The 19,050-nt window shown below is 61.6% G+C and carries 18 protein-coding genes; 12 read left to right on the top strand and 6 right to left on the bottom strand.

Translation table 11 applies throughout. The features are described 5' to 3' along the window. The first annotated feature begins 64 nt into the window (after positions 1-64). The 4 genes from alr to R1W00_RS12320 are packed head-to-tail and all read left to right on the top strand — an operon-like array spanning position 65 to position 3,069. Positions 65-1,114, top strand: coding sequence for an alanine racemase (alr, locus tag R1W00_RS12305; RefSeq protein ID WP_317263049.1), 1,050 nt, complete (start codon positions 65-67; stop codon positions 1,112-1,114). Further along, the gene (locus R1W00_RS12310) at positions 1,114-1,896 is read left to right on the top strand and encodes an ABC transporter permease (RefSeq protein WP_317263050.1); all 783 of its coding nucleotides are present in this window, start codon (positions 1,114-1,116) and stop codon (positions 1,894-1,896) included. The genes alr and R1W00_RS12310 overlap by 1 nt, the downstream gene beginning before the upstream one ends. Beyond that, positions 1,893-2,639, top strand: coding sequence for an ABC transporter ATP-binding protein (locus tag R1W00_RS12315; protein WP_317263051.1), 747 nt, complete (start codon positions 1,893-1,895; stop codon positions 2,637-2,639). The genes R1W00_RS12310 and R1W00_RS12315 overlap by 4 nt, the downstream gene beginning before the upstream one ends. Before the next feature lie 19 nt (positions 2,640-2,658). Next, positions 2,659-3,069: a paraquat-inducible protein A gene (locus R1W00_RS12320; RefSeq protein ID WP_317263052.1), complete on the top strand. Its 411-nt coding sequence runs from the start codon at positions 2,659-2,661 to the stop codon at positions 3,067-3,069. Positions 3,070-3,125: 56 nt separating this feature from the next. Here R1W00_RS12320 and R1W00_RS12325 read toward each other — a convergent pair whose 3' ends face one another. From R1W00_RS12325 to R1W00_RS12340, 4 genes are all read right to left on the bottom strand, one after another. Next, on the bottom strand, positions 3,126-4,142 hold the full coding sequence (locus tag R1W00_RS12325; protein WP_317263053.1) for a catechol 2,3-dioxygenase: 1,017 nt from the start codon (positions 4,140-4,142) through the stop codon (positions 3,126-3,128). A 33-nt stretch (positions 4,143-4,175) separates the two neighbouring features. After that, the gene (locus tag R1W00_RS12330) at positions 4,176-4,514 is read right to left on the bottom strand and encodes a 2-hydroxymuconate tautomerase (RefSeq protein ID WP_317263054.1); all 339 of its coding nucleotides are present in this window, start codon (positions 4,512-4,514) and stop codon (positions 4,176-4,178) included. Between the two features lie 69 nt (positions 4,515-4,583). Continuing rightward, positions 4,584-5,471 carry a LysR substrate-binding domain-containing protein gene (locus R1W00_RS12335; RefSeq protein WP_317263055.1) on the bottom strand — a complete coding sequence of 296 codons (888 nt, stop codon included), beginning with the start codon at positions 5,469-5,471 and terminating at the stop codon, positions 4,584-4,586. Between the two features lie 66 nt (positions 5,472-5,537). After that, positions 5,538-6,998: a 2-hydroxymuconic semialdehyde dehydrogenase gene (locus tag R1W00_RS12340; protein WP_317263056.1), complete on the bottom strand. Its 1,461-nt coding sequence runs from the start codon at positions 6,996-6,998 to the stop codon at positions 5,538-5,540. 227 nt (positions 6,999-7,225) lie between these two features. Between R1W00_RS12340 and R1W00_RS12345 the strand changes: the two genes are divergently transcribed. The 7 genes from R1W00_RS12345 (at position 7,226) to purF (ending at position 14,427) form a co-directional block, all read left to right on the top strand. Then, complete coding sequence (locus R1W00_RS12345; RefSeq protein ID WP_317263057.1) at positions 7,226-8,026, top strand: fumarylacetoacetate hydrolase family protein; 801 nt, start codon at positions 7,226-7,228, stop codon at positions 8,024-8,026. Then, a complete protein-coding gene (gene dmpH / locus R1W00_RS12350) occupies positions 8,023-8,829 on the top strand; it encodes a 2-oxo-3-hexenedioate decarboxylase (protein WP_317263058.1) in 807 nt (268 codons plus the stop codon). The genes R1W00_RS12345 and dmpH overlap by 4 nt, the downstream gene beginning before the upstream one ends. A gap of 21 nt (positions 8,830-8,850) precedes the next feature. After that, positions 8,851-9,768, top strand: a complete 918-nt coding sequence (locus R1W00_RS12355; protein ID WP_317263059.1) for an acetaldehyde dehydrogenase (acetylating) — start codon at positions 8,851-8,853, stop codon at positions 9,766-9,768. Beyond that, a complete protein-coding gene (gene dmpG, locus R1W00_RS12360; protein WP_317263060.1) occupies positions 9,765-10,814 on the top strand; it encodes a 4-hydroxy-2-oxovalerate aldolase in 1,050 nt (349 codons plus the stop codon). Before R1W00_RS12355 ends, dmpG begins: the two co-directional genes overlap by 4 nt. 85 nt (positions 10,815-10,899) lie before the next feature. Then, positions 10,900-12,267 carry a DNA repair protein RadA gene (gene radA, locus R1W00_RS12365; protein WP_317263061.1) on the top strand — a complete coding sequence of 456 codons (1,368 nt, stop codon included), beginning with the start codon at positions 10,900-10,902 and terminating at the stop codon, positions 12,265-12,267. A 17-nt stretch (positions 12,268-12,284) separates the two neighbouring features. Then, a complete protein-coding gene (locus R1W00_RS12370) occupies positions 12,285-12,842 on the top strand; it encodes a CvpA family protein (protein WP_317263062.1) in 558 nt (185 codons plus the stop codon). Between the two features lie 127 nt (positions 12,843-12,969). Beyond that, entirely contained in the window at positions 12,970-14,427 is a 1,458-nt protein-coding gene (gene purF, locus R1W00_RS12375; protein ID WP_317263362.1) for an amidophosphoribosyltransferase, read from the top strand. 115 nt (positions 14,428-14,542) lie between these two features. On the opposite strand, the gene R1W00_RS12380 is transcribed toward purF, so the two are convergent. Next, entirely contained in the window at positions 14,543-15,970 is a 1,428-nt protein-coding gene (locus tag R1W00_RS12380; RefSeq protein ID WP_410901552.1) for an aldehyde dehydrogenase family protein, read from the bottom strand. Between the two features lie 134 nt (positions 15,971-16,104). Here R1W00_RS12380 and R1W00_RS12385 point away from each other — a divergent pair, with 134 nt between their 5' ends. Further along, positions 16,105-16,758, top strand: a complete 654-nt coding sequence (locus tag R1W00_RS12385; RefSeq protein ID WP_317263064.1) for a peroxiredoxin — start codon at positions 16,105-16,107, stop codon at positions 16,756-16,758. Between the two features lie 60 nt (positions 16,759-16,818). On the opposite strand, the gene pnp is transcribed toward R1W00_RS12385, so the two are convergent. Further along, the gene (gene pnp / locus R1W00_RS12390; RefSeq protein WP_317263065.1) at positions 16,819-18,951 is read right to left on the bottom strand and encodes a polyribonucleotide nucleotidyltransferase; all 2,133 of its coding nucleotides are present in this window, start codon (positions 18,949-18,951) and stop codon (positions 16,819-16,821) included. Between the last annotated feature and the right edge of the window lie 99 nt (positions 18,952-19,050).

The raw sequence follows: 19,050 nt of genomic DNA on the forward strand, positions 1-19,050 counted from the left end.
CCACACCACGGGGGCGCGGTTTTTCCCACTTGACCTGCGAACGGGGGCTGTTCAAACCAACGCCATGGGAACAGGACATCTGAAAATTGATCTCGATGCGCTGGTGGCCAACTGGCGTGCGTTGGATGCGGCCTCGGGCGCGTCGGTGGAAACCGGTGCCGTGGTCAAGGCGAACGGCTATGGCCTTGGGGCGGGGCGCGTTGCGCGCGCGCTGGCCCAAGCGGGGGCGCGCAAGTTCTTTGTCGCCGCCGCCGAAGAGGGCGCGTCCCTGCGCCAAGAGCTGGGCGAAGGACCGGAGATCTGTGTGTTCGGCGGGCATATGGCCGGTGACACGGATATGATCGGCGATCTGGGCCTGACGCCGATGCTGAACTCACTGGAACAGCTGACCCGCCATTTTGAGGCCCTGCCGGGCAAACCGTTCGGCATTCAGTTGGACAGCGGGATGAACCGCCTAGGGATGGAGCCCGCCGAGTGGGCCGCCGTCGCCGACATCGCCCTCACCGCCGGTCCGCGCCTGATCATGAGCCACCTCGCCTGCGCCGATGAACCGGATGACCCCGCGAACCGTGCGCAACTGGACATGTTCCGCGCCATGACCGACGGCGTGAACGTGCCACGGTCCCTCAGTGCGACGGGCGGCATCTTGCTGGGCCCTGATTACCACTTTGACGTGACCCGTCCGGGCGTGGGCCTTTATGGCGGTTTGCCGTTTGCCGACGCGCGCCCCGTTGCGCACCTGTCCTTCCCCGTGATCCAGACCCGTGTGGTCGAACCGGGTGAATTTGTCGGCTATGGCAAGACATGGACAACCGAGCATCAGCGCACCATCGCCACCGTCGCCGCAGGCTATGCCGATGGCGTCATCCGCGCGATGAGCAACAACATCAACATGTACCACGACGGCGTCGCCTGCCCCCTTGTCGGGCGGGTCTCGATGGACTTGATCACTGTCGACATCACCGATTTGAACACCGTTCCCAAATCGCTGTTCCTGCTGTGCGATGAACAGTCCGTGGATACCGTCGCCGACGCTGCAGGCACCATCGGTTATGAAATCCTGACCTCGCTTGGTGGACGTTATTCGCGCCGCTATTGCCAAGGGGCGGCGTAATGGCCGTGGCCCGCACGCTTGGCGGGATTGGCCGCGTCACTTTGGGCACCATGGCGTCCATCGGGCGCGCCGCCCTGTTCATGATCCGTGCGGTCGCCGCGATTTTCACCCCGCCGTTTTATGTGCGCGAATTCTGGCACGCGCTGCTGACCATCGGGTATTTTAGCCTGCCTGTCGTCGGCCTGACCGCGCTGTTCACCGGCGCGGCATTGGCCCTGCAAATCTATGCAGGCGGCAGCCGGTTTCAGGCGGAATCGGTCGTGCCCTCAATCGTTGCCATCGGCATGGTGCGCGAACTTGGCCCCGTGCTTGGCGGTCTGATGGTCGCCGCGCGGGTGGCCAGTTCTGTGGCCGCCGAAATCGGCACGATGAAGGTCACGGAACAGATCGACGCCTTGGTCACCCTGTCCACCGACCCGATGCGATACCTGACCGCGCCGCGCGTTCTGGCCGCGACCCTGACCGTGCCGGTTCTGGTGGCCGTCGGGGACATCATCGGCATCTTTGGCGGCTATCTGGTCGGGACAGGCAAGTTGGGGTTCAACGCCTCGACCTATCTGCAGAACACGGTCACCTATCTTGAATTCTGGGACGTCGGATCGGGCTTGGTCAAAGGCGCGGTGTTCGGTTTCCTGATCGCGCTGACGGGATGCTATTACGGCATGAACTCGGGGCGCGGGGCCCAAGGCGTCGGGCGCGCCACCAAATCGGCGGTGGTTGCGGCGTCGGTTCTGATCCTTGCCGCGAACTATGTCCTGACCGAGGTGTTCTTTGCGGCATGATTGAACTGAACGACATCCACAAATCATTCGGGTCGAAACATGTGCTGCGCGGCGTAAACCTGACCGTCCCGACGGGCACCAGTACGGTGATCATCGGCGGGTCGGGCACGGGGAAGTCCGTGACGTTGAAATGTATCCTTGGCCTTGTGACGCCAGATCAGGGTGAAATCCGCATCAACGGCGCCCCGATGACCGATGATGGACGTGAGGCGTTTCTAGAGCGCTTTGGCATGTTGTTCCAAGGTGCCGCCCTGTTCGACAGCCTGCCGATCTGGCAAAACGTCGCCTTTCGCCTGTTGCGTGGCAACCTGAAACGCCCCAAGGCCGAGGCGCGTGAGATCGCGATTGAAAAGCTGCGCCGCGTGGGCCTTACGCCCGATGTGGCGAACCTGTTTCCCGCCGAACTATCAGGTGGGATGCAGAAACGTGTGGGCCTTGCCCGCGCCATTGCCACCGACCCACAGGTGATTTTCTTTGACGAGCCGACCACCGGCCTTGACCCGATCATGGCGGGGGTCATCAACGATCTGATCCGCGAAATCGTGACCGAGATGGGTGCGACCGCCATGACGATCACTCATGACATGTCATCGGTGCGCGCGATTTCGGACAATGTGGCGATGCTGCATGAGGGCGTGATCAAATGGACCGGCCCCATCGCCGATCTTGACCAGAGCGGTGATCCCTACGTCGATCAGTTCATCCATGGCCGCGCCACAGGGCCGATTGCGGCGGTGCGATAGGGTGCTGCGCGCGGTGAACATGGCCCTGTTGGTTTTGTTCCCGATTGCATGGGCCGCGCCCCTGTTGCGCGCGAAACTGATCCCGTTCTTTGGCGGCACCGAGATTTCCATCCTATCCGGCTTGCTGGACCTTTGGGGCGAAGACATCTTTCTAGCCGCCCTCGTGACCCTGTTCGCGGTCGTGTTGCCCTATGGGAAAACCGTGGCCCTGACCGCCTATCAGTTCGGCAAGCTGCCCGCGCGGTTCAAACCCTATCTGATCCACGCCGCGCGCCTGTCGATGGCGGATGTGTTCCTGATCGCGCTCTATATCATCGCGGGCAAAGGCATTGGCGTCGGGTCCATTGCGACCGCTTGGGGGCTCTACCTGTTCACCGGATGTGTTCTGGTGTCTTTCGCGATCAGCCTGATGACCAAACCCACAAAATAAACAACCGGCCCGCGGGGATGCCCGGGGCCGGTCGGATCATTTGCTATCGGCGCGGATTATTCCGCCGGTTCGCTGACCTGTTCGGTCGCCTCGCCAGCGGCCTCCATCGCGGCCTCAACCAAGGGCGTGCCATAGACGAAAAAGTCCTGCGGCAACTCGCCCCCGTACCAAACGCCACCGCCGTTGAAAAAGTTCTCTTCGGTCCAGGTCAGGGTTTTCCATTCGGGATCGAAAATCAGGTAGCCGGTGTCCCCGAACAGTTCGATCCGGTTCCCACCGGGTTCGTAGACATACATGAAATAGGCCTGTGAAATGCCGTGTTTGGCGGGGCCCGCCTCGACGTGTACATCGTATTCCATCAGAATATCGGCAAGGTCCAGCATCTGGCCCTGATTGCCATACCAGAACGCCAGATGGTGCAGACGGTTGCCCGGACCGGCCTGATCCTTGGTGAACGCGACCTCATGTACCAGCGGGCTAACCGACAGCCAGCACGCCAGCTCTTCTTGGCCCCCAAAGACAACGTTTTCGCGTTTGAGAAAGCCCAGCGTATCCTGCATGAACTTGGCGTTTTCGGTCACGTCCGAGGCCAACAGGTTGATGTGGTCGATCCGGCGCACGGGCACACCGCGCAGCGGACGCTTTTGCGGACGCGACAACAGTTTCGATTTCTGATCCGCGCTTGCTTGGAAGTATTCGACGTCCCAGAACAGGTGTTGTTTGTGGCCATCGGGCGTCGCGAATTCATAGGCGCGGCCATAGCCCTTGTGACCCTCGACCCATTGGCCGGGCTTGCCCGATGCCTCAATCTCGGCCACGCGACGATCAAGCGCCTGCGGCGACGACGCGCGCCACGCGACAACGCCAACACCCGCGTGATCCGCGCGGGTCAGTTTCAGTGAGTGGTGATAGCGATCTTCATACGCCCGCAGATAGCACGAGGTGCCATCGTCCTCGGTCGGGGTCATGCCCAAGACATCGTGGAAGAACCACAGGGATTCCTCAAACTTGGGGGTGAAGAGTTCGACCATTGCCAATTGGGCAACGTCGTGGATTTGTTCTTGAAAGCTCATGGTTTCCTCCCTCAAACCCTGAACGGGTGGCGATCAATTGCTGCTAACGGGTTTGGGGTAATGGCCGTTCGCGGCCCCCGTCACAGCAGGTTCGGTGTCGGCATATTTCGGCTCTCCAGCGACCGAAAAATGACCCGACTGTAGTTCTTGCAACAGAATGCGGACGGATTGGGGTTTGACGCCCAGACTATCGACCGCTGCGCGCGTGACCTCGCGCATCAACGCCTGTTTCTGTTCGGTCGTGCGACCTTCCATCAGGTGGATGTGGATGACAGGCATCTCGGCTCCTCTTGCGTTTAGCGCGTCCCGCTGCGGGATTTGCGCGGGCATAAGGCACCATGTCCCAAGGCGCGCGATGCAATCAAATACCATTTAGGCCCCGTCTTGATACCGATGCGGCATCGGGTTTGCGCACACATGAATGCGCGCAAAATCAGGGATTTAGACGGACAATTCCCGCGCGACGTCCAGAAAATTGGCCAGAAATGGCGAACTATCGCCTTCGCGGTAGATGCAGGAAATATCGACCCGCGCGGATTTCGGCGGGTCCTCTAGGGGCAGACAGATCACCCCGTCCATGCGCACGCTGGTGATGGATTGGGGGACCAGACACACGCCGAACCCCGCCGCGACAAGGGCCATGGCGGTCAACCCGTCCCCGACCACCTGCGCGACGTTCGGGGCGAACCCCACCTCATGACAAAGGCCCGTCACCATCTCGACAAAGCCCTGCGCGCGACTGGCCGGAAAGAGCAGCATCGGCTCGCCAGACAGTTCATGCAAGGCGACGCTCTGACGACCCGACCACGGCCCCGGATCGGGCAGGACGGCCAGCAATGGCTCGGTGCTCAGCTCTTCGATCACCAGACCGGGTTGGGGGGCCAGCATCCGGTTGAACCCAAGGTCCAAGGACCGGTTCTGCAATCCCGCGATCTGGCCCAGCTTGTCCTGCGCGTGCATCACGATTTTGACCTCGGGATAGCGGCGTTTGAACTCCAGAATGATGCGCGGGATCAGGCTTAGGATCGCGGTGCCGAAAATCGCGATATCGAGGCGACCCAAACTGCCCTCGGCGGCGCGGTGCACGCGATCGGCGGCCTGCTCCAGCAGCGCGGCAATATTGCGCGCCTCATCCAGAAACAGCGCCCCCGCCTGTGTCAGTTCCACCCCGCGCGGCGTGCGGATGAACAGTTGCGCGCCCAAGGTTTCCTCAAGCGCCTGTATCTGGCGGGTGATGGGCGGCTGACTGACGTGCAGACGTTCGGCCGCCCGTCCGAAATGCAGTTCTTCGGCGACGGCGATAAAATATCGCAGCTGTCTCAGGTTCATGTTTGTGCCCATCATGGGGTCACTGTGCGCCCACGCGCGCCACCGTGCAAGCGGCGCGCTGCCGCATCACAGTTTCAGACAGAGGTTCGAACGCTCGGTGTAGAACTCCAGCGAATGCACGCCGCCCTCGCGTCCGATGCCCGACGATTTCGAACCGCCGAACGATGTGCGCAGATCGCGCAGGAACCACGAGTTCACCCAGATCAAACCGGCCTCAATCCGCGCGCCGACACGGTGCGCCCGCGACAGGTTTTCGGTCAGGATCGTCGCCGACAGACCATAGGACGTGTCATTGGCCATCGCGATCACCTCGTCCTCGGTGTCAAACGGGGTGATGTGACAGCACGGGCCAAAGATTTCCTCGCGCACAATCGGGCTATCCTCGGGCAGACCGGTCCAAATCGTGGGTTCGACGAAAAAGCCGCCCTGACGTTCATCGTTGAACAGCGGCACGCCGCCGCCGGTCACGACGGTCGCGCCCAGATCGCGGGCCTTGTCATAATATCCCAGAACCTTTTGGCGGTGCTCATCGGAAATCAGCGGGCCGATGGTCGCGCCGGGGGTTTCGGGGCCGCCCTGTTTCAGACCCTCGGCCCCTGCTTTCAGACGCGCGACATATTCGTCGAACACGGGACGTTCGACATAGACGCGCTCGGTCCCCAGACAGACCTGACCGGTGTTGGCGAAGACGGACCGCATGGTGACCTCGATCGCCTTATCCATGTCGGCATCGGCAAAGATGATCGCGGGGTTCTTGCCGCCCAGTTCGAACGACACATCGCGCAGGCCCACAGCGGCCTGTTTCATGATCGCCTCGCCCGTGCGGGTTTCGCCGGTAAAGGTGATGCCTGCGACCTTGGGGTGTTGGGTCAGCAATTCGCCCGCACTCTCGGGACCGAACCCGTGGATGACGTTATAAACGCCCTTGGGGATGCCGACGGCGTTCATCACCTCCCCCAACAGGGTCGCGGTGGCGGGGCTTTCCTCGGACGGTTTGACAACCACGGTGTTGCCGCAGGCCAAGGCCGGCCCAACCTTCCATGTCATCAACAGGAACGGCGCGTTCCACGGGGAAATCACGCCGATCACGCCTTTGGGACGGTGCAGTTCTAGGTTCGCCGCGCCGGTCCCGTCGGGCGTATCCATGTGGTAATATTCCCCACCCGTGTGCTTCAGCATCTCGGCAAAGATCCGGAAATTCGCCGCGCCACGCGGGATTTCGACCTTTTCCGCGAAATGGCGGGTGTGACCGGTATCGGCCACCTCGGCCTCGATGAAATCGGGGGTGCGCGCGGCAATCGCGTTGGCCAGCTCCATCAACAGATCACAGCGCACGGCCTTGGGCATCTGCCCCCATTCCCCGCGCAGGGCGGCGGCGGCGGCGTTCACCGCGTCATCGACATCCTCGGCAAGGGCCTCGTGCACGGTGGCGATCTTTAGGCCCGTCGACGGGGAAATCTTGTCAAAGGTCCGCCCCGAGCGCGCATCGCGATAGGTGCCATCGATAAACAGCTGATGGGTTTTCATAACGTCCTCCCCCGTATCCAGTTGCGTCGGACATTAGGCGGGGCGCGCCATACGCTCCAATGCTTTTGGCGGGGCTCGTCGATACGGTTTCGGTATCGCGCGCGCCGCCAACCCGATGCAAAACCCGTATCACGACCGGCCCCGCAAAGTATTGGAGCGTATCACGCACCCTCTCTACCCTAGCGCCAAATGACGGCCCGCACCCGTCAGATATGACCGGAGGAGACATGCTGGACCAATCCAGAACCGATGCGTTGGGCGATGCCCTGTATGACGCGCTGATCTCGGGCAAACCCACGCCCAAGATCAGTGTCCTTGAACCCGAAAGCGACATCGAAGACGCCTATCGCATTCAGTTGCGGATGCTGGACCGGCGGCTGAACGCGGGAGACACGGTGATCGGCAAAAAGATCGGCCTGACCAGCCGCGCCATTCAGGATGCGTTGGGGGTCTACCAACCCGATTTCGGTCAGGTCACCGACGCGATGCTGTTTGAGGACGGCGCGACGATCGACCTTGGCACCCTGATGCAGCCGCGGCTGGAGGGGGAATTGGCGTTCCGGTTGAAATCCGACCTGATGGGACCGGGCGTGACGGTGACGGATGTGATCCGCGCGACCGATTACGTGACACCCTGTTTTGAAATCGTCGACACGCGGTTCGAAGATTGGCAAATCCGCATTCAGGACACCGTTGCCGACAACGCGTCCTGTGGCGTTTTCGTTCTGGGCGCGGCCAAGGGCGATCCGCGCGATCTGGACCTCGCGCTGGCGGGGATGGTGATCGAAAAGAACGGCGAGGTCGTCGCGACCGGCGCCGGCGCCGCCGTACAAGGGTCCCCCGTGATGGCGGTGGCGTGGCTGGCCAATACGCTGGGCACGCTGGGGATCGGGCTAAAGGCCGGTGAAATCATCCTGTCGGGCGCGCAGGCCCCTCTGTTGGCCGTCGCGGATGGCGATCATTTCACCTGTGAGATCGCGGACATCGGCACCTGTGAGATGCATTTCAAAGGAACACCCCAGGTATGAGCCTCGATCAAAACACCGTCCTTGACGACATCGCCATCGCCCGTCTGGCCGAGCGTGTCGAGACCGCCCAGACCTATGCGACGCCGATCCGCAAACTGACGCTGGATTATCCCGATCTGTCGTTGCGCGATGCCTACCGTGTGCAAACCGCCCTGCGCCACAGCTATGAGGCGCGCGGACAGCGCGTAATCGGCTGGAAGGCCGGCCTGACATCCAAGCCCAAGATGGCCCAGATGGGCGTGTCCACACCCGGCGTCGGATTTCTGACCGACGCGATGGAGCGCCCCGCCAACAGCGCGATTTCCACCGGCGATCTGATCCACCCGCGTGTCGAGGCCGAGATCGCCTTTGTCACCAAGTCCGACCTGTCGGGTAAGGTCAGCGCGGCCGAGGTCATGGCCGCCACGGATTACGTTCAACCCGCGCTTGAGGTGATCGACAGCCGCTTTTCTGGGTTCAAGTTCGATCTGGAAAGCGTCATCGCCGATAACAGCAGCTCCGCCCGCTATATCCCCGGCGGACGGATGGTGCGGCCCGAGGCGCTGGACCTGCGGACGGTTGGCGTGGTGTTGGAACACAACGGCGAAATCGCCCAGATCGGCGCGGGCGCCGAGGTGTTGGGCCACCCCGCCGAGGCCATCGCGATGCTGGTCGGCGTTCTGGACGATATGGGCGAAACCCTGCCCGCGGGCAGCTTTGTCATGGCCGGTGCAATCACCGCCGCCGTTGCCGTCCAGCCCGGCGACACGATTACCGCACGTTTTTACGAGATGGGGTCGATCACGGTCACCTTTACCGACTGATCCCCAACAGGAGGACCACCAATGCGCAAGATCAAATGTGCCTTGATCGGGTCGGGCAATATCGGCACCGATCTGATGTATAAACTGCTGCGTTCCGACGTTCTGGAACCGGTCTGGATGGTCGGGATCGACCCCTTGTCCGAGGGCCTGAAACGCGCCGCCGACAAGGGGTTGAAAACCACCCACGCGGGGATCGACGGCCTGTTGCCGCATGTTCTGGACGACGGGATCGAGATCGCCTTTGACGCCACATCCGCCTATGTCCACGCGGACAACAGCGCCAAGTTGAATGCGCTTGGCGTTTTGATGATCGACCTGACGCCTGCCGCCATCGGGCCGCTTTGCGTGCCGCCGGTGAACCTTGGCGATTTGGCGGGGGACCGCCCGATGAACGTCAACATGATTTCCTGCGCCGGTCAGGCCACGATCCCCATGGTCGCGGCGGTCAGTTCGGTCCAACCCGTCGATTACGCGGAAATCATCGCCTCGCTCAGTTCGAAATCGGTGGGACCGGGGACGCGGGCCAATTTGGACGAGTTCACCTATACGACCTCGAACGCGCTGGAAAAACTGGGCGGCGCGAAAAAGGGCAAGGCCTTGGCGATCATCAACCCCGCCGAGCCACCACTGATCATGCGCAACACCGTCTATTGCGAGGTCGAAGGCACCCCCGACCGCGACGCAATCACGGCCGCGATCCACGCAATGATCACCGAGGTTCAGCGCTATGTGCCCGGATATAAATTGGTCAACGGTCCCGATTTCGACGGCAACCGCGTGGCCGTGTTCCTAGAGGTCGCGGGCCTTGGGGATTTCCTGCCGACCTATGCGGGCAATCTGGACGTCATGACCGCCGCCGCCGCACGCACCGCCGAGATGTTTGCCGAACGCATCCTGAACGGGTCGATGACCCTGCCCAAACCGGAGATGGCCGAATGAGCACCAGCCCCCTGAACGGCCTCAAGGTCAAGCTGCACGATATGTCCCTGCGCGACGGGATGCATGCCAAGCGCGAACAGATCCCCGTCGAGATGATGGTGAAAATCGCGCGCGGTCTGGATCAGGCCAAGGTGCCCTATCTGCAGGTCACCCATGGCGCGGGTCTTGGCGGGAACTCGATCCAGCACGGGCGCGCCCTGCATTCCAACGCCGAATATATCTCGGCCGTTGCGGATGTGTTAGAAAACGCGGTGATTTCGGTTCTGCTGATCCCTGGTCTGGGCACGATGGCCGAACTGAAAGAGGCCTATGAGTGCGGCGCGCGATCCGTCCATGTCGCGACCCATTGCACCGAGGCCGATACATCCCCCCAACACATCGCGTTCGCGCGGGAACTTGGGATGGATACCACCGGCTTTTTGATGATGTCGCATCTGAACACGGCCGAAGGTCTGGTTCAGCAGGCCCTGCTGATGGAAAGCTATGGCGCGAACACGGTCTATGTGACGGACAGCGCGGGCGCGATGCTGGGCCATGAAGTGAGTGAGGCGATCACCATGATGCGCGACGCCCTGAAGCCGGAAACCGAAATCGGCTTTCACGGGCATCACAACCTTGGTCTGGGCGTGTCGAATTCCATTGCCGCAATCGGCGCAGGCGCCACGCGGATCGACGCGTCGCTGGCGGGTCTCGGGGCCGGAGCGGGCAATGCCCCGATTGAGGTCCTGTCGGCGGTCTGTGACCGGATGGGGATCGAAACCGGCGCGGATACCTTCGCCCTGATGGATCTGGCCGAGGATGTCGTCGTACCCTTCATGGACCATGTTGTGCGCGCGGATCGCGAGGCGCTGACACTGGGCTATGCGGGGGTCTATTCGACGTTCCTGTTGCACGCCAAACGCGCCTCCGACCGGTTCGGCGTCCCTGCGCGGGATATCCTTGTGGAACTGGGCCGCAAAAAGATGATCGGCGGCCAAGAGGACATGATCCAAGACACCGCCATGACCATGGCGCGCGAACGCGGTTTGTTGCCAGAACCCGCCTAGTCCGGTCGGCAACGGGTGGCGGGGCGGTGCGGGTCCCGCCACCAATTTCCTTGCATCCCCGCGCCCCGTTCGCCATCAACGCATCATGGCTAAACCAGTGACATCTTTCGTTTGCGCGGAATGCGGCGCCGCCCACAAGAAATGGGCGGGGCGCTGTGACGCCTGTGGCGCGTGGAATTCCATCACCGAGGAAAAACCGCTGGCCGCTGGCCCGTCCAAGCAATCACTGGGCGGCGCGCGGGGCAGCAAGATCGCACTTCAGGACCTTGCCACGCCCGAGGCCCCGCCACCCCGCCATGAATGCGGTGTGGGCGAGTTGGACCGCGTATTGGGCGGCGGGTTAGTGCCTGCCTCGGCCCTGTTGGTCGGCGGGGATCCCGGCATCGGGAAATCGACCCTGTTGTTGCAGGCGGCTGCGAAATTCGCGGGCGCGGGCGTGCCGTGCGTCTATATCTCGGGCGAAGAGGCCAGCGCACAGGTCCGCATGCGCGCCGAACGTCTGGGCCTGTCGGACGCACCGGTCAAGCTGGCCGCCGAGACGAACCTGCGCGACATCCTGACCACGCTTGAGGCCGAGCAACCGGCACTGGCCATCATCGATTCGATTCAGACCATGTGGCTTGATACCGTCGATAGCGCGCCAGGATCGGTCAGTCAGGTCCGCGCCGCCGCGCATGAACTGGTGACCTTTGCCAAACGCACGGGCATCGCGGTGATCCTTGTTGGTCACGTCACCAAAGAAGGCCAGATCGCAGGCCCGCGCGTCGTCGAGCACATGGTCGACACGGTTCTCTATTTCGAGGGCGAGCGCGGCCATCAATTCCGCATCCTGCGCGCGGTCAAAAACCGCTTTGGCCCCGCAGACGAAATCGGCGTGTTCGAGATGACCGGATCGGGCCTGAGCGAGGTCGCGAACCCCTCCGCCCTGTTCCTGTCCGAGCGCGGCCAACCCGCGCCCGGATCGGTGGTCTTTGCGGGGATCGAGGGCACGCGCCCCGTCCTGACCGAAATTCAGGCCCTCGTCGCGCCCAGCCCCCTCAGCAACCCGCGCCGCACGGTGGTGGGACTGGATTCGGGGCGTCTGTCGACCATTCTAGCGGTGCTTGAGGCGCGCTGTGGCATCCCGTTTGCCGGACTTGACGTCTTTTTGAACGTGGCGGGTGGCATGAAAGTCACAGAGCCCGCCGCCGACCTTGCCGTCGCATCCGCCTTGTTATCCGCACGCGAGGACGTCGCGCTGCCCGCGGATACGGTGGTTTTCGGCGAAATTAGCCTCTCGGGCGCGCTGCGTCCGGTGGGTCAGACCGAAAACAGGTTGAAAGAAGCGGCAAAACTTGGTTTTTCAACAGCAATTGCCGCCGCAGGATCCAAAGTCGGGGGCAGCGCCGGGTTGAATATACGCAAAATGTCTGACCTGACCGCATTTGTTGGGGACGTATTTGGGGCGGGTTAGCCCCGCAGGAGCGATAGATGGACGGGTTTACGGTAATCGACGCGGCAGTGGCCATCGTCATCATTCTTTCGGCGATCTTGGCCTATTCGCGCGGCTTTGTGCGCGAGGCGATGGCGATTGCCGGTTGGTTCGCAGCGGCGTTTCTAGCGTTTTTGTTCGCTCCGGCCGGTGTGCCGTTGGTGCGCCAAATTCCGGTTCTGGACAAAATCATCGCCGATAGCTGTGAAATCTCGGTTCTGGCCTCATTTGCGGCCGTATTCGCCGTGGCCCTTGTGATCGTGTCGCTCTTTACCCCGCTGTTTTCCAGCATGATCCAGCGCTCGGCGCTCGGCGGGCTGGATCAGGGTCTTGGGTTCCTGTTTGGCGTGGCGCGCGGTGTGCTATTGGTGACCGTGACCTTCTTTGTCTACCAAACGGTGATCAGCGATCCGGTCCCCATGGTTGACGATAGCCGCTCGGCCGCCGTGTTCGCGGGCCTGACCGATCAACTGTCCGATCGCGATCCCGAAGAGACGCTGAACTGGTTCACCGAGCGTTTCGAAGACCTCGTTGGGGAATGCGTCGCCGCCGAATAAGCGGTACCCAATATGAATTTTTTGCGACGGTTCCGGTGATCCATCCGTGACACCGGGACCCGAAGCCACTAAGTAGGGGCCACACTGCCCCTGCCACTGGAATCGGAGCCCCGCATTGATGCGTGAGATGCCCCCCTCCCACCCGTTTGATGATGACAAGCTGAAGGAAGAATGCGGCGTATTCGGCGCAATCGGCCTGAAAGACGCGGCGAACTTTGTTGCACTGGGTCTACACGCCCTGCAACACCGCGGCCAAGAAGCGGGCGGGATCGTGTCCTACGCCCCCGAGGCCGGTTTCAACTCGGCGCGTCGTTTCGGTTATGTCCGCGACAATTTCACCAAAGCCAGCCTGATGGAAACCCTGCCTGGCAGTCTTGCCATCGGGCACGTGCGTTATTCCACCGCCGGCTCCAAAGGTCAGACCGCGATCCGCGACGTGCAGCCGTTCTTTGGCGAGTTTTCGATGGGCGGCGCGGCGATTGCGCATAACGGCAACATCACCAACGCAGACAGCCTGCGTCGTGAGTTGATTGAGCGCGGTTCGATCTTTCAATCCTCGTCCGACAGTGAATGCATCATCCACCTGATGGCGCGCTCGCTACAGCGTAACATCCCCGAGCGGATGAAAGACGCCCTGCGCCGTGTCGAAGGTGCCTTTTCGGTCGTCGCTATGACCCGCACCAAACTGATTGGTGTGCGTGATCCGTTGGGCGTGCGTCCCTTGGTTCTGGGCAAGGCCGGTGACGGCTGGGTCCTGAGTTCGGAGACATGTGCGCTTGATATCATCGGGGCCGAATTCGTGCGCGAACTGGATCCGGGTGAGATGGTCGTCATCTCTGAGGAAAAAGGCATCGAGAGCTTTCATCCGTTTGAGAAGAGGGCCTCGCGCTTCTGTGTCTTTGAACACGTCTATTTCTCGCGCCCTGACAGCATCCTTGGTGGACGTTCGGTCTATGAGACCCGCCGCCAGATCGGGATCGAACTGGCCCGCGAAACCCCGGTTGAGGCCGATCTGGTCTGCCCCGTACCGGACAGCGGCACCCCCGCCGCCATCGGGTTCAGCCACGAGAGCGGCATCCCCTACGGCATGGGCATCATCCGCAACCAGTACATGGGCCGGACCTTCATTGAGCCAACCGAGCAGATCCGTAACATGGGTGTGCGTCTGAAACTGAACGTCAACCGCGCCCTGATCGAGGGCAAGCGCGTTGTTCTGGTTGACGACAGCGTGGTGCGCGGCACGACCAGCCGTAAGATCAAGGAAATGATCCTGGACGCCGGTGCGGCCGAGGTGCATTTCCGGATCGCCAGCCCGCCGACCGCTTGGCCGTGTTTCTATGGCGTCGACACGCCCGAGCGCGAAAAACTATTGGCCAGCTTTATGTCCGAAGAAGAGATGCGCGAGCATCTGGGCGTTGATAGTCTGAAGTTCATCTCGCTGGACGGTCTTTACCGAGCGGCAGGTCACCCTGAGGGCCGCAACAACAGCTGTCCGCAATATTGCGACGCCTGTTTCTCGGGGGAATACCCCGTCGCGCCGACCGACATGATCGCCAAAGGGTTTCAGACCAAAGCCGCCGAGTAAATCGGGGACATCGAATTGAGAGGGCCGCGCGTGAAAACGGGCGGCCCTTTTCGTTTGGGGTGCGTCTGTGGCCCTGTGGAATTGAGTATTTTTGCCAAGATGAAAGAGGCAGGGTTTACCAGCCGCTGATCGCCTTGATCTCGCAATAGGCCTCAAGGCCCCAGATGCCTGCCTCGCGCCCGTTGCCGGAGTGGCCCATGCCACCGAAGGGGGTTCCGGCGGCGCGGGTGGTGCCGTTCAGTTCGACCATGCCCGAGCGCAGTTGGCGCGCAACGCGGCGGCATTTTTCGCGATCACGGCTCTGTACAAAGTTGGTCAGGCCATAGGGCGTGTCATTGGCGATCTGGATCGCCTGATCTTCGGTGTCGAAGGGCAGGACCGAGAGGACGGGGCCAAAGATTTCGGTTTTGGCGATGTCCATATCCGGCGTCACGTCGGCAAAAACGGTTGGTTGGATGTAAAACCCGCCTTCGGGCAGGGTAGCGGGGCGTTCGGGGCCACCGGCGATCAGGCGGGCACCCTGGTCAAGGCCACTCTGGATGAGGCGGCGCACCTTGTCGTATTGGGCACGGCCAACGACGGGGCCGATATGGTTGCCGGGGGCGTCTGCGGGGCCCGAGGTAAGGGTCGTCGCGATCAGGCGAGCCGTGTCCACGGCAGCATCATAGGCGGCGCGTTCGACCAGCATGCGGCTGGGGGCATTGCAGGCCTGACCGCTATTCTTAAAGCACTGTTGGACGCCACGTGCGACGGCGTCGGGGTCGGCGTCGGCAAAGACGATATTCGCGCCCTTGCCGCCCAGCTCCAGTTGCACGCGTTTCACCGTTTCGGCGGCGTTTTTCGAGATGGCAATGCCCGCGCGTGTCGATCCGGTGAATGAGATCATATCGACATCGGGATGGGCGGACAGGGCCGTGCCAGCCCCCGCGCCGTCGCCGTTGATCAGGTTGAATACTCCCGGCGGCACGCCCGCATCATGCAGGATTTGCGCGAACATCATCGCAGAGATCGGCGCGATTTCCGAGGGTTTCAGCACCATCGTGCACCCCGTGGCCAGTGCCGGAATGACCTTGAGCGCGATCTGGTTCAGGGGACGGTTCCACGGCGTGATCATGGCGGCGACACCGATCGGGTCACGCAGGATCATGTCGTTGGGCGTGTCCGCGCGCAGCGGAAATTCGAACGGGAAATCATCCAGCGCAGCGATAAAATCGCGCGTGTGGCGCAGACCCGAGGGCGCGTGCAGTTTGCGCGCAAGGTCGATGGGCGCACCGACCTCACGGCTTATGGTTTGGGCGAGATCCTCGAGCCGTGCCTCGTAGACCTCGGCGATGCGGGTCAGGACGGCGCGGCGCGCACGGGGCGATGTCGCGGCCCAGTCCGGCCATGCGGCGCGCGCCGCCGCCACGGCGCGATCCACGTCCTGTGCATCAGCGAGCGATACGGTGGCAAATGGCGCACCGGTCGAGGGGTCCAGCACAACGTGCGACCGGTCGGAATGGGGCGCAACCCATTGTCCACCAATGTAAAATTCACGGTGCATCCGCATCACTTTCCCGACTCAATCCCGCGCACAGTGTCAGCCCCGACCTGCCAGAGCAAGACAGGGGGTGCAACATGGCATTTCGCGCATTAAGTAGGGGACATATTCTTGTGAATACGCCAAAGGAGGCTCAGATGGCGCTTCGGATTAATGATGTCGCACCGAATTTCACGGCGGAAACGACGCATGGTACGATCGACTTCCACGACTGGATCGGTGACGGCTATGCCGTGCTGTTTTCCCACCCCAAAGACTTTACCCCCGTGTGCACCACCGAGTTTGGTGCGGTTGCCACGCTGGCCGATCAATTCGCCGCCCGCAACACCAAGGTGATCGGCGTGTCCGTCGATAGCGTCGAGGATCACAAGCAGTGGTCCAAAGACATCGAGACCTTCTCGGGTGCCGACGTGACCTTCCCCATCATCGACGATAGCTCGCTGACCGTGGCCAAGGCCTATGACATGCTGCCCGCCGAGGCGTATCTACCCGATGGCCGCACCCCGAACGACACCGCCACCGTGCGCACGACCTTCATCATCGGGCCGGACAAGCAGGTCAAACTGATGCTGATCTATCCGATGACGGTTGGCCGGAACTTTGACGAAATCCTGCGCGCGCTGGACTCGATCCAAGCTGGTGCGAAAAACCCGATCGCGACGCCCGCGAACTGGAAACAGGGTGACGACGTGATCGTCGCCAACAGCGTCACCACCGAAGACGCAAAGGCCAAGTTCGGCGAAGTGACCGAAATCTTCCCCTACCTGCGCACGATCAAAGCGCCCGAGTAAGGCCAAGAAAAAAGCCCCGGTCGCAAAACCGGGGCTTTATCAAATCGGAGGGGTCGAGGATTAATCCTCGGCCTCTTCTTTTTTGGCTTCTTCGCCGGTCTCTTGGTCGACCATTTTCATGGCCAGACGCACCTTGCCGCGATCATCAAAGCCCAGAAGTTTTACGTAAACTTCCTGACCTTCTTTCAGAACGTCGGAGGGGTGGTTCAGACGGCGGTTTTCGATCTGGCTGACGTGAACCAGACCGTCGCGCTTGCCAAAGAAGTTCACAAAGGCACCAAAGTCGACGATTTTGACGACCTTACCTTTGTAGATTTTGCCTTCTTCGGGTTCGGCCACGATCGAGTGGATCATGTCATAGGCTTTTTGGATGGCTTCGCCGTTGGGCGATGCGATCTTGATGATACCGTCGTCGTTGATGTCGACCTTGGCGCCCGAGGTTTCCACGATCTCGCGGATGACCTTACCGCCCGAACCGATCACTTCGCGGATCTTGTCGGTCGGGATCTGCATCGTTTCGATGCGCGGGGCGTGGACGCTGAACTCACCTGCTTCGGTCAGAGCGTTGCTCATCTCGTTCAGGATGTGCAGACGACCGGCCTTGGCCTGTGCCAGTGCCTTTTTCATGATCTCGGGCGTAATGCCTGCGACCTTGATGTCCATCTGCAGCGAGGTGATGCCGTTTTCGGTACCAGCCACTTTGAAGTCCATGTCACCCAGGTGATCTTCGTCACCCAGAATGTCGGTCAGAACGGCGTAATCGCCATCGTCTTCCAGAACCAGACCCATGGCCACACCAGCAACCGGAGCCTTCAGCGGAACGCCTGCGTCCATCATGGACAGCGAACCACCACAGACCGACGCCATCGAGGACGAGCCGTTGGATTCAGTGATCTCGGACACAACGCGGATCGTGTAGGGGAAGTCGGTTGCGGCAGGCAGAACAGCCTGCAGCGCGCGCCATGCCAGTTTCCCGTGACCGATTTCACGACGACCGGGCGAACCCACGCGGCCAACTTCACCAACCGAGTACGGCGGGAAGTTATAGTGCAGCAGGAAGTTCGAACGGAAGTTACCGTGCAGCGCGTCGATGATCTGTTCGTCGTCACCGGTGCCCAGGGTGGTCACAACCAGACCTTGGGTTTCGCCACGGGTGAACAGGGCCGAACCGTGCGTACGCGGCAGCAGACCGGTTTCCGAAACGATCGGGCGAACTTCGTCCAGAGCACGACCGTCGATGCGGCGACCGTTCTTAACGACGTCACCACGCAGAACGGTGGATTCCAGTTTCTTGATCGCCGAACCAAGGTTCGCATCCTCAAGCTGCTCTTCGGTGAGCGCGCCTTTGATTTCTTCCTTGGCCGCAGCAACAGCGGCAACGCGCTCTTGCTTGTCGGTGATCGCATAGGCCGCACGCATCTTGTCTTCGCCAGCGGCTTTGACGGCTGCGAACAGGTCGCTGTAATCCGGCGGGGTAAAGTCGAACGGCTCTTTCGCGGCGGTTTCCGCCAGACCGATGATCAGGTCGATAACCGGCTGGATCTGCTCGTGCGCAAAGGTCACCGCGCCCAGCATTTCGTCCTCGGTCAGTTCGTACGCCTCGGATTCAACCATCATCACGGCGTCTTTGGTGCCGGCGACGACGAGGTCCAGACGCTGATCCGGTTTCGAGCGCAGTTCGCTCATATCGTCGACTTCGGGGTTCAGGATGTATTCGCCATCCACGTAACCAACGCGACATGCGCCGATCGGGCCCATGAACGGAACGCCCGAGATGGTCAGAGCAGCCGAAGCCGCGATCATGGCCACGATGTCGGGATCGTTGACCAGGTCATGCGACAGAACCGTACACATGACCAGAACTTCGTGTTTGAAACCCGAAACGAACAGCGGGCGGATCGGACGGTCGATCAGACGCGCGGTCAGGGTTTCTTTTTCGGTCGGGCGCGCTTCGCGCTTGAAGAAGCCACCGGGCACTTTACCAGCGGCATAGTATTTCTCTTGGTAGTGAACCGTCAGCGGGAAGAAGTCCTGCCCCGGTTTCTCTTGTTTGGCGAAGGTTACGTTCGCCATGACCGAGGTCTCGCCCAGCGTGGCGATGACGGTGCCGTCGGCCTGACGGGCAACTTTACCCGTTTCCAGTGTGAGCGTTTCTTCGCCCCACTGCATCGATTTCGTCGTTACGTTAAACATCTAGCGTATCCTAAAAGGAGCACTCCCGGGCCCTCCCGGGTCTCCTGTTTGCTTGGCGGACCCATTTCCGCCGACCCCATCTATCTTGTTCGCACAACG

The sequence above is a fragment of the Rhodovulum sp. FJ3 genome, assembly GCF_032918305.1.
Lineage (GTDB): Bacteria > Pseudomonadota > Alphaproteobacteria > Rhodobacterales > Rhodobacteraceae > SAT37.

Bases quoted from the DNA above. Each gene is read 5' to 3' on its own strand.
- alr (WP_317263049.1), top strand. From the start codon at position 65: ATGGGAACAGGACATCTGAAAATTGATCTCGATGCGCTGGTGGCCAAC.
- R1W00_RS12310 (WP_317263050.1), top strand. From the start codon at position 1,114: ATGGCCGTGGCCCGCACGCTTGGCGGGATTGGCCGCGTCACTTTGGGC.
- R1W00_RS12315 (WP_317263051.1), top strand. From the start codon at position 1,893: ATGATTGAACTGAACGACATCCACAAATCATTCGGGTCGAAACATGTG.
- R1W00_RS12320 (WP_317263052.1), top strand. From the start codon at position 2,659: ATGGCCCTGTTGGTTTTGTTCCCGATTGCATGGGCCGCGCCCCTGTTG.
- R1W00_RS12325 (WP_317263053.1), bottom strand. From the start codon at position 4,142: ATGAGCTTTCAAGAACAAATCCACGACGTTGCCCAATTGGCAATGGTC.
- R1W00_RS12330 (WP_317263054.1), bottom strand. From the start codon at position 4,514: ATGGTATTTGATTGCATCGCGCGCCTTGGGACATGGTGCCTTATGCCC.
- R1W00_RS12335 (WP_317263055.1), bottom strand. From the start codon at position 5,471: ATGAACCTGAGACAGCTGCGATATTTTATCGCCGTCGCCGAAGAACTG.
- R1W00_RS12340 (WP_317263056.1), bottom strand. From the start codon at position 6,998: ATGAAAACCCATCAGCTGTTTATCGATGGCACCTATCGCGATGCGCGC.
- R1W00_RS12345 (WP_317263057.1), top strand. From the start codon at position 7,226: ATGCTGGACCAATCCAGAACCGATGCGTTGGGCGATGCCCTGTATGAC.
- dmpH (WP_317263058.1), top strand. From the start codon at position 8,023: ATGAGCCTCGATCAAAACACCGTCCTTGACGACATCGCCATCGCCCGT.
- R1W00_RS12355 (WP_317263059.1), top strand. From the start codon at position 8,851: ATGCGCAAGATCAAATGTGCCTTGATCGGGTCGGGCAATATCGGCACC.
- dmpG (WP_317263060.1), top strand. From the start codon at position 9,765: ATGAGCACCAGCCCCCTGAACGGCCTCAAGGTCAAGCTGCACGATATG.
- radA (WP_317263061.1), top strand. From the start codon at position 10,900: ATGGCTAAACCAGTGACATCTTTCGTTTGCGCGGAATGCGGCGCCGCC.
- R1W00_RS12370 (WP_317263062.1), top strand. From the start codon at position 12,285: ATGGACGGGTTTACGGTAATCGACGCGGCAGTGGCCATCGTCATCATT.
- purF (WP_317263362.1), top strand. From the start codon at position 12,970: ATGCCCCCCTCCCACCCGTTTGATGATGACAAGCTGAAGGAAGAATGC.
- R1W00_RS12380 (WP_410901552.1), bottom strand. From the start codon at position 15,970: ATGCACCGTGAATTTTACATTGGTGGACAATGGGTTGCGCCCCATTCC.
- R1W00_RS12385 (WP_317263064.1), top strand. From the start codon at position 16,105: ATGGCGCTTCGGATTAATGATGTCGCACCGAATTTCACGGCGGAAACG.
- pnp (WP_317263065.1), bottom strand. From the start codon at position 18,951: ATGTTTAACGTAACGACGAAATCGATGCAGTGGGGCGAAGAAACGCTC.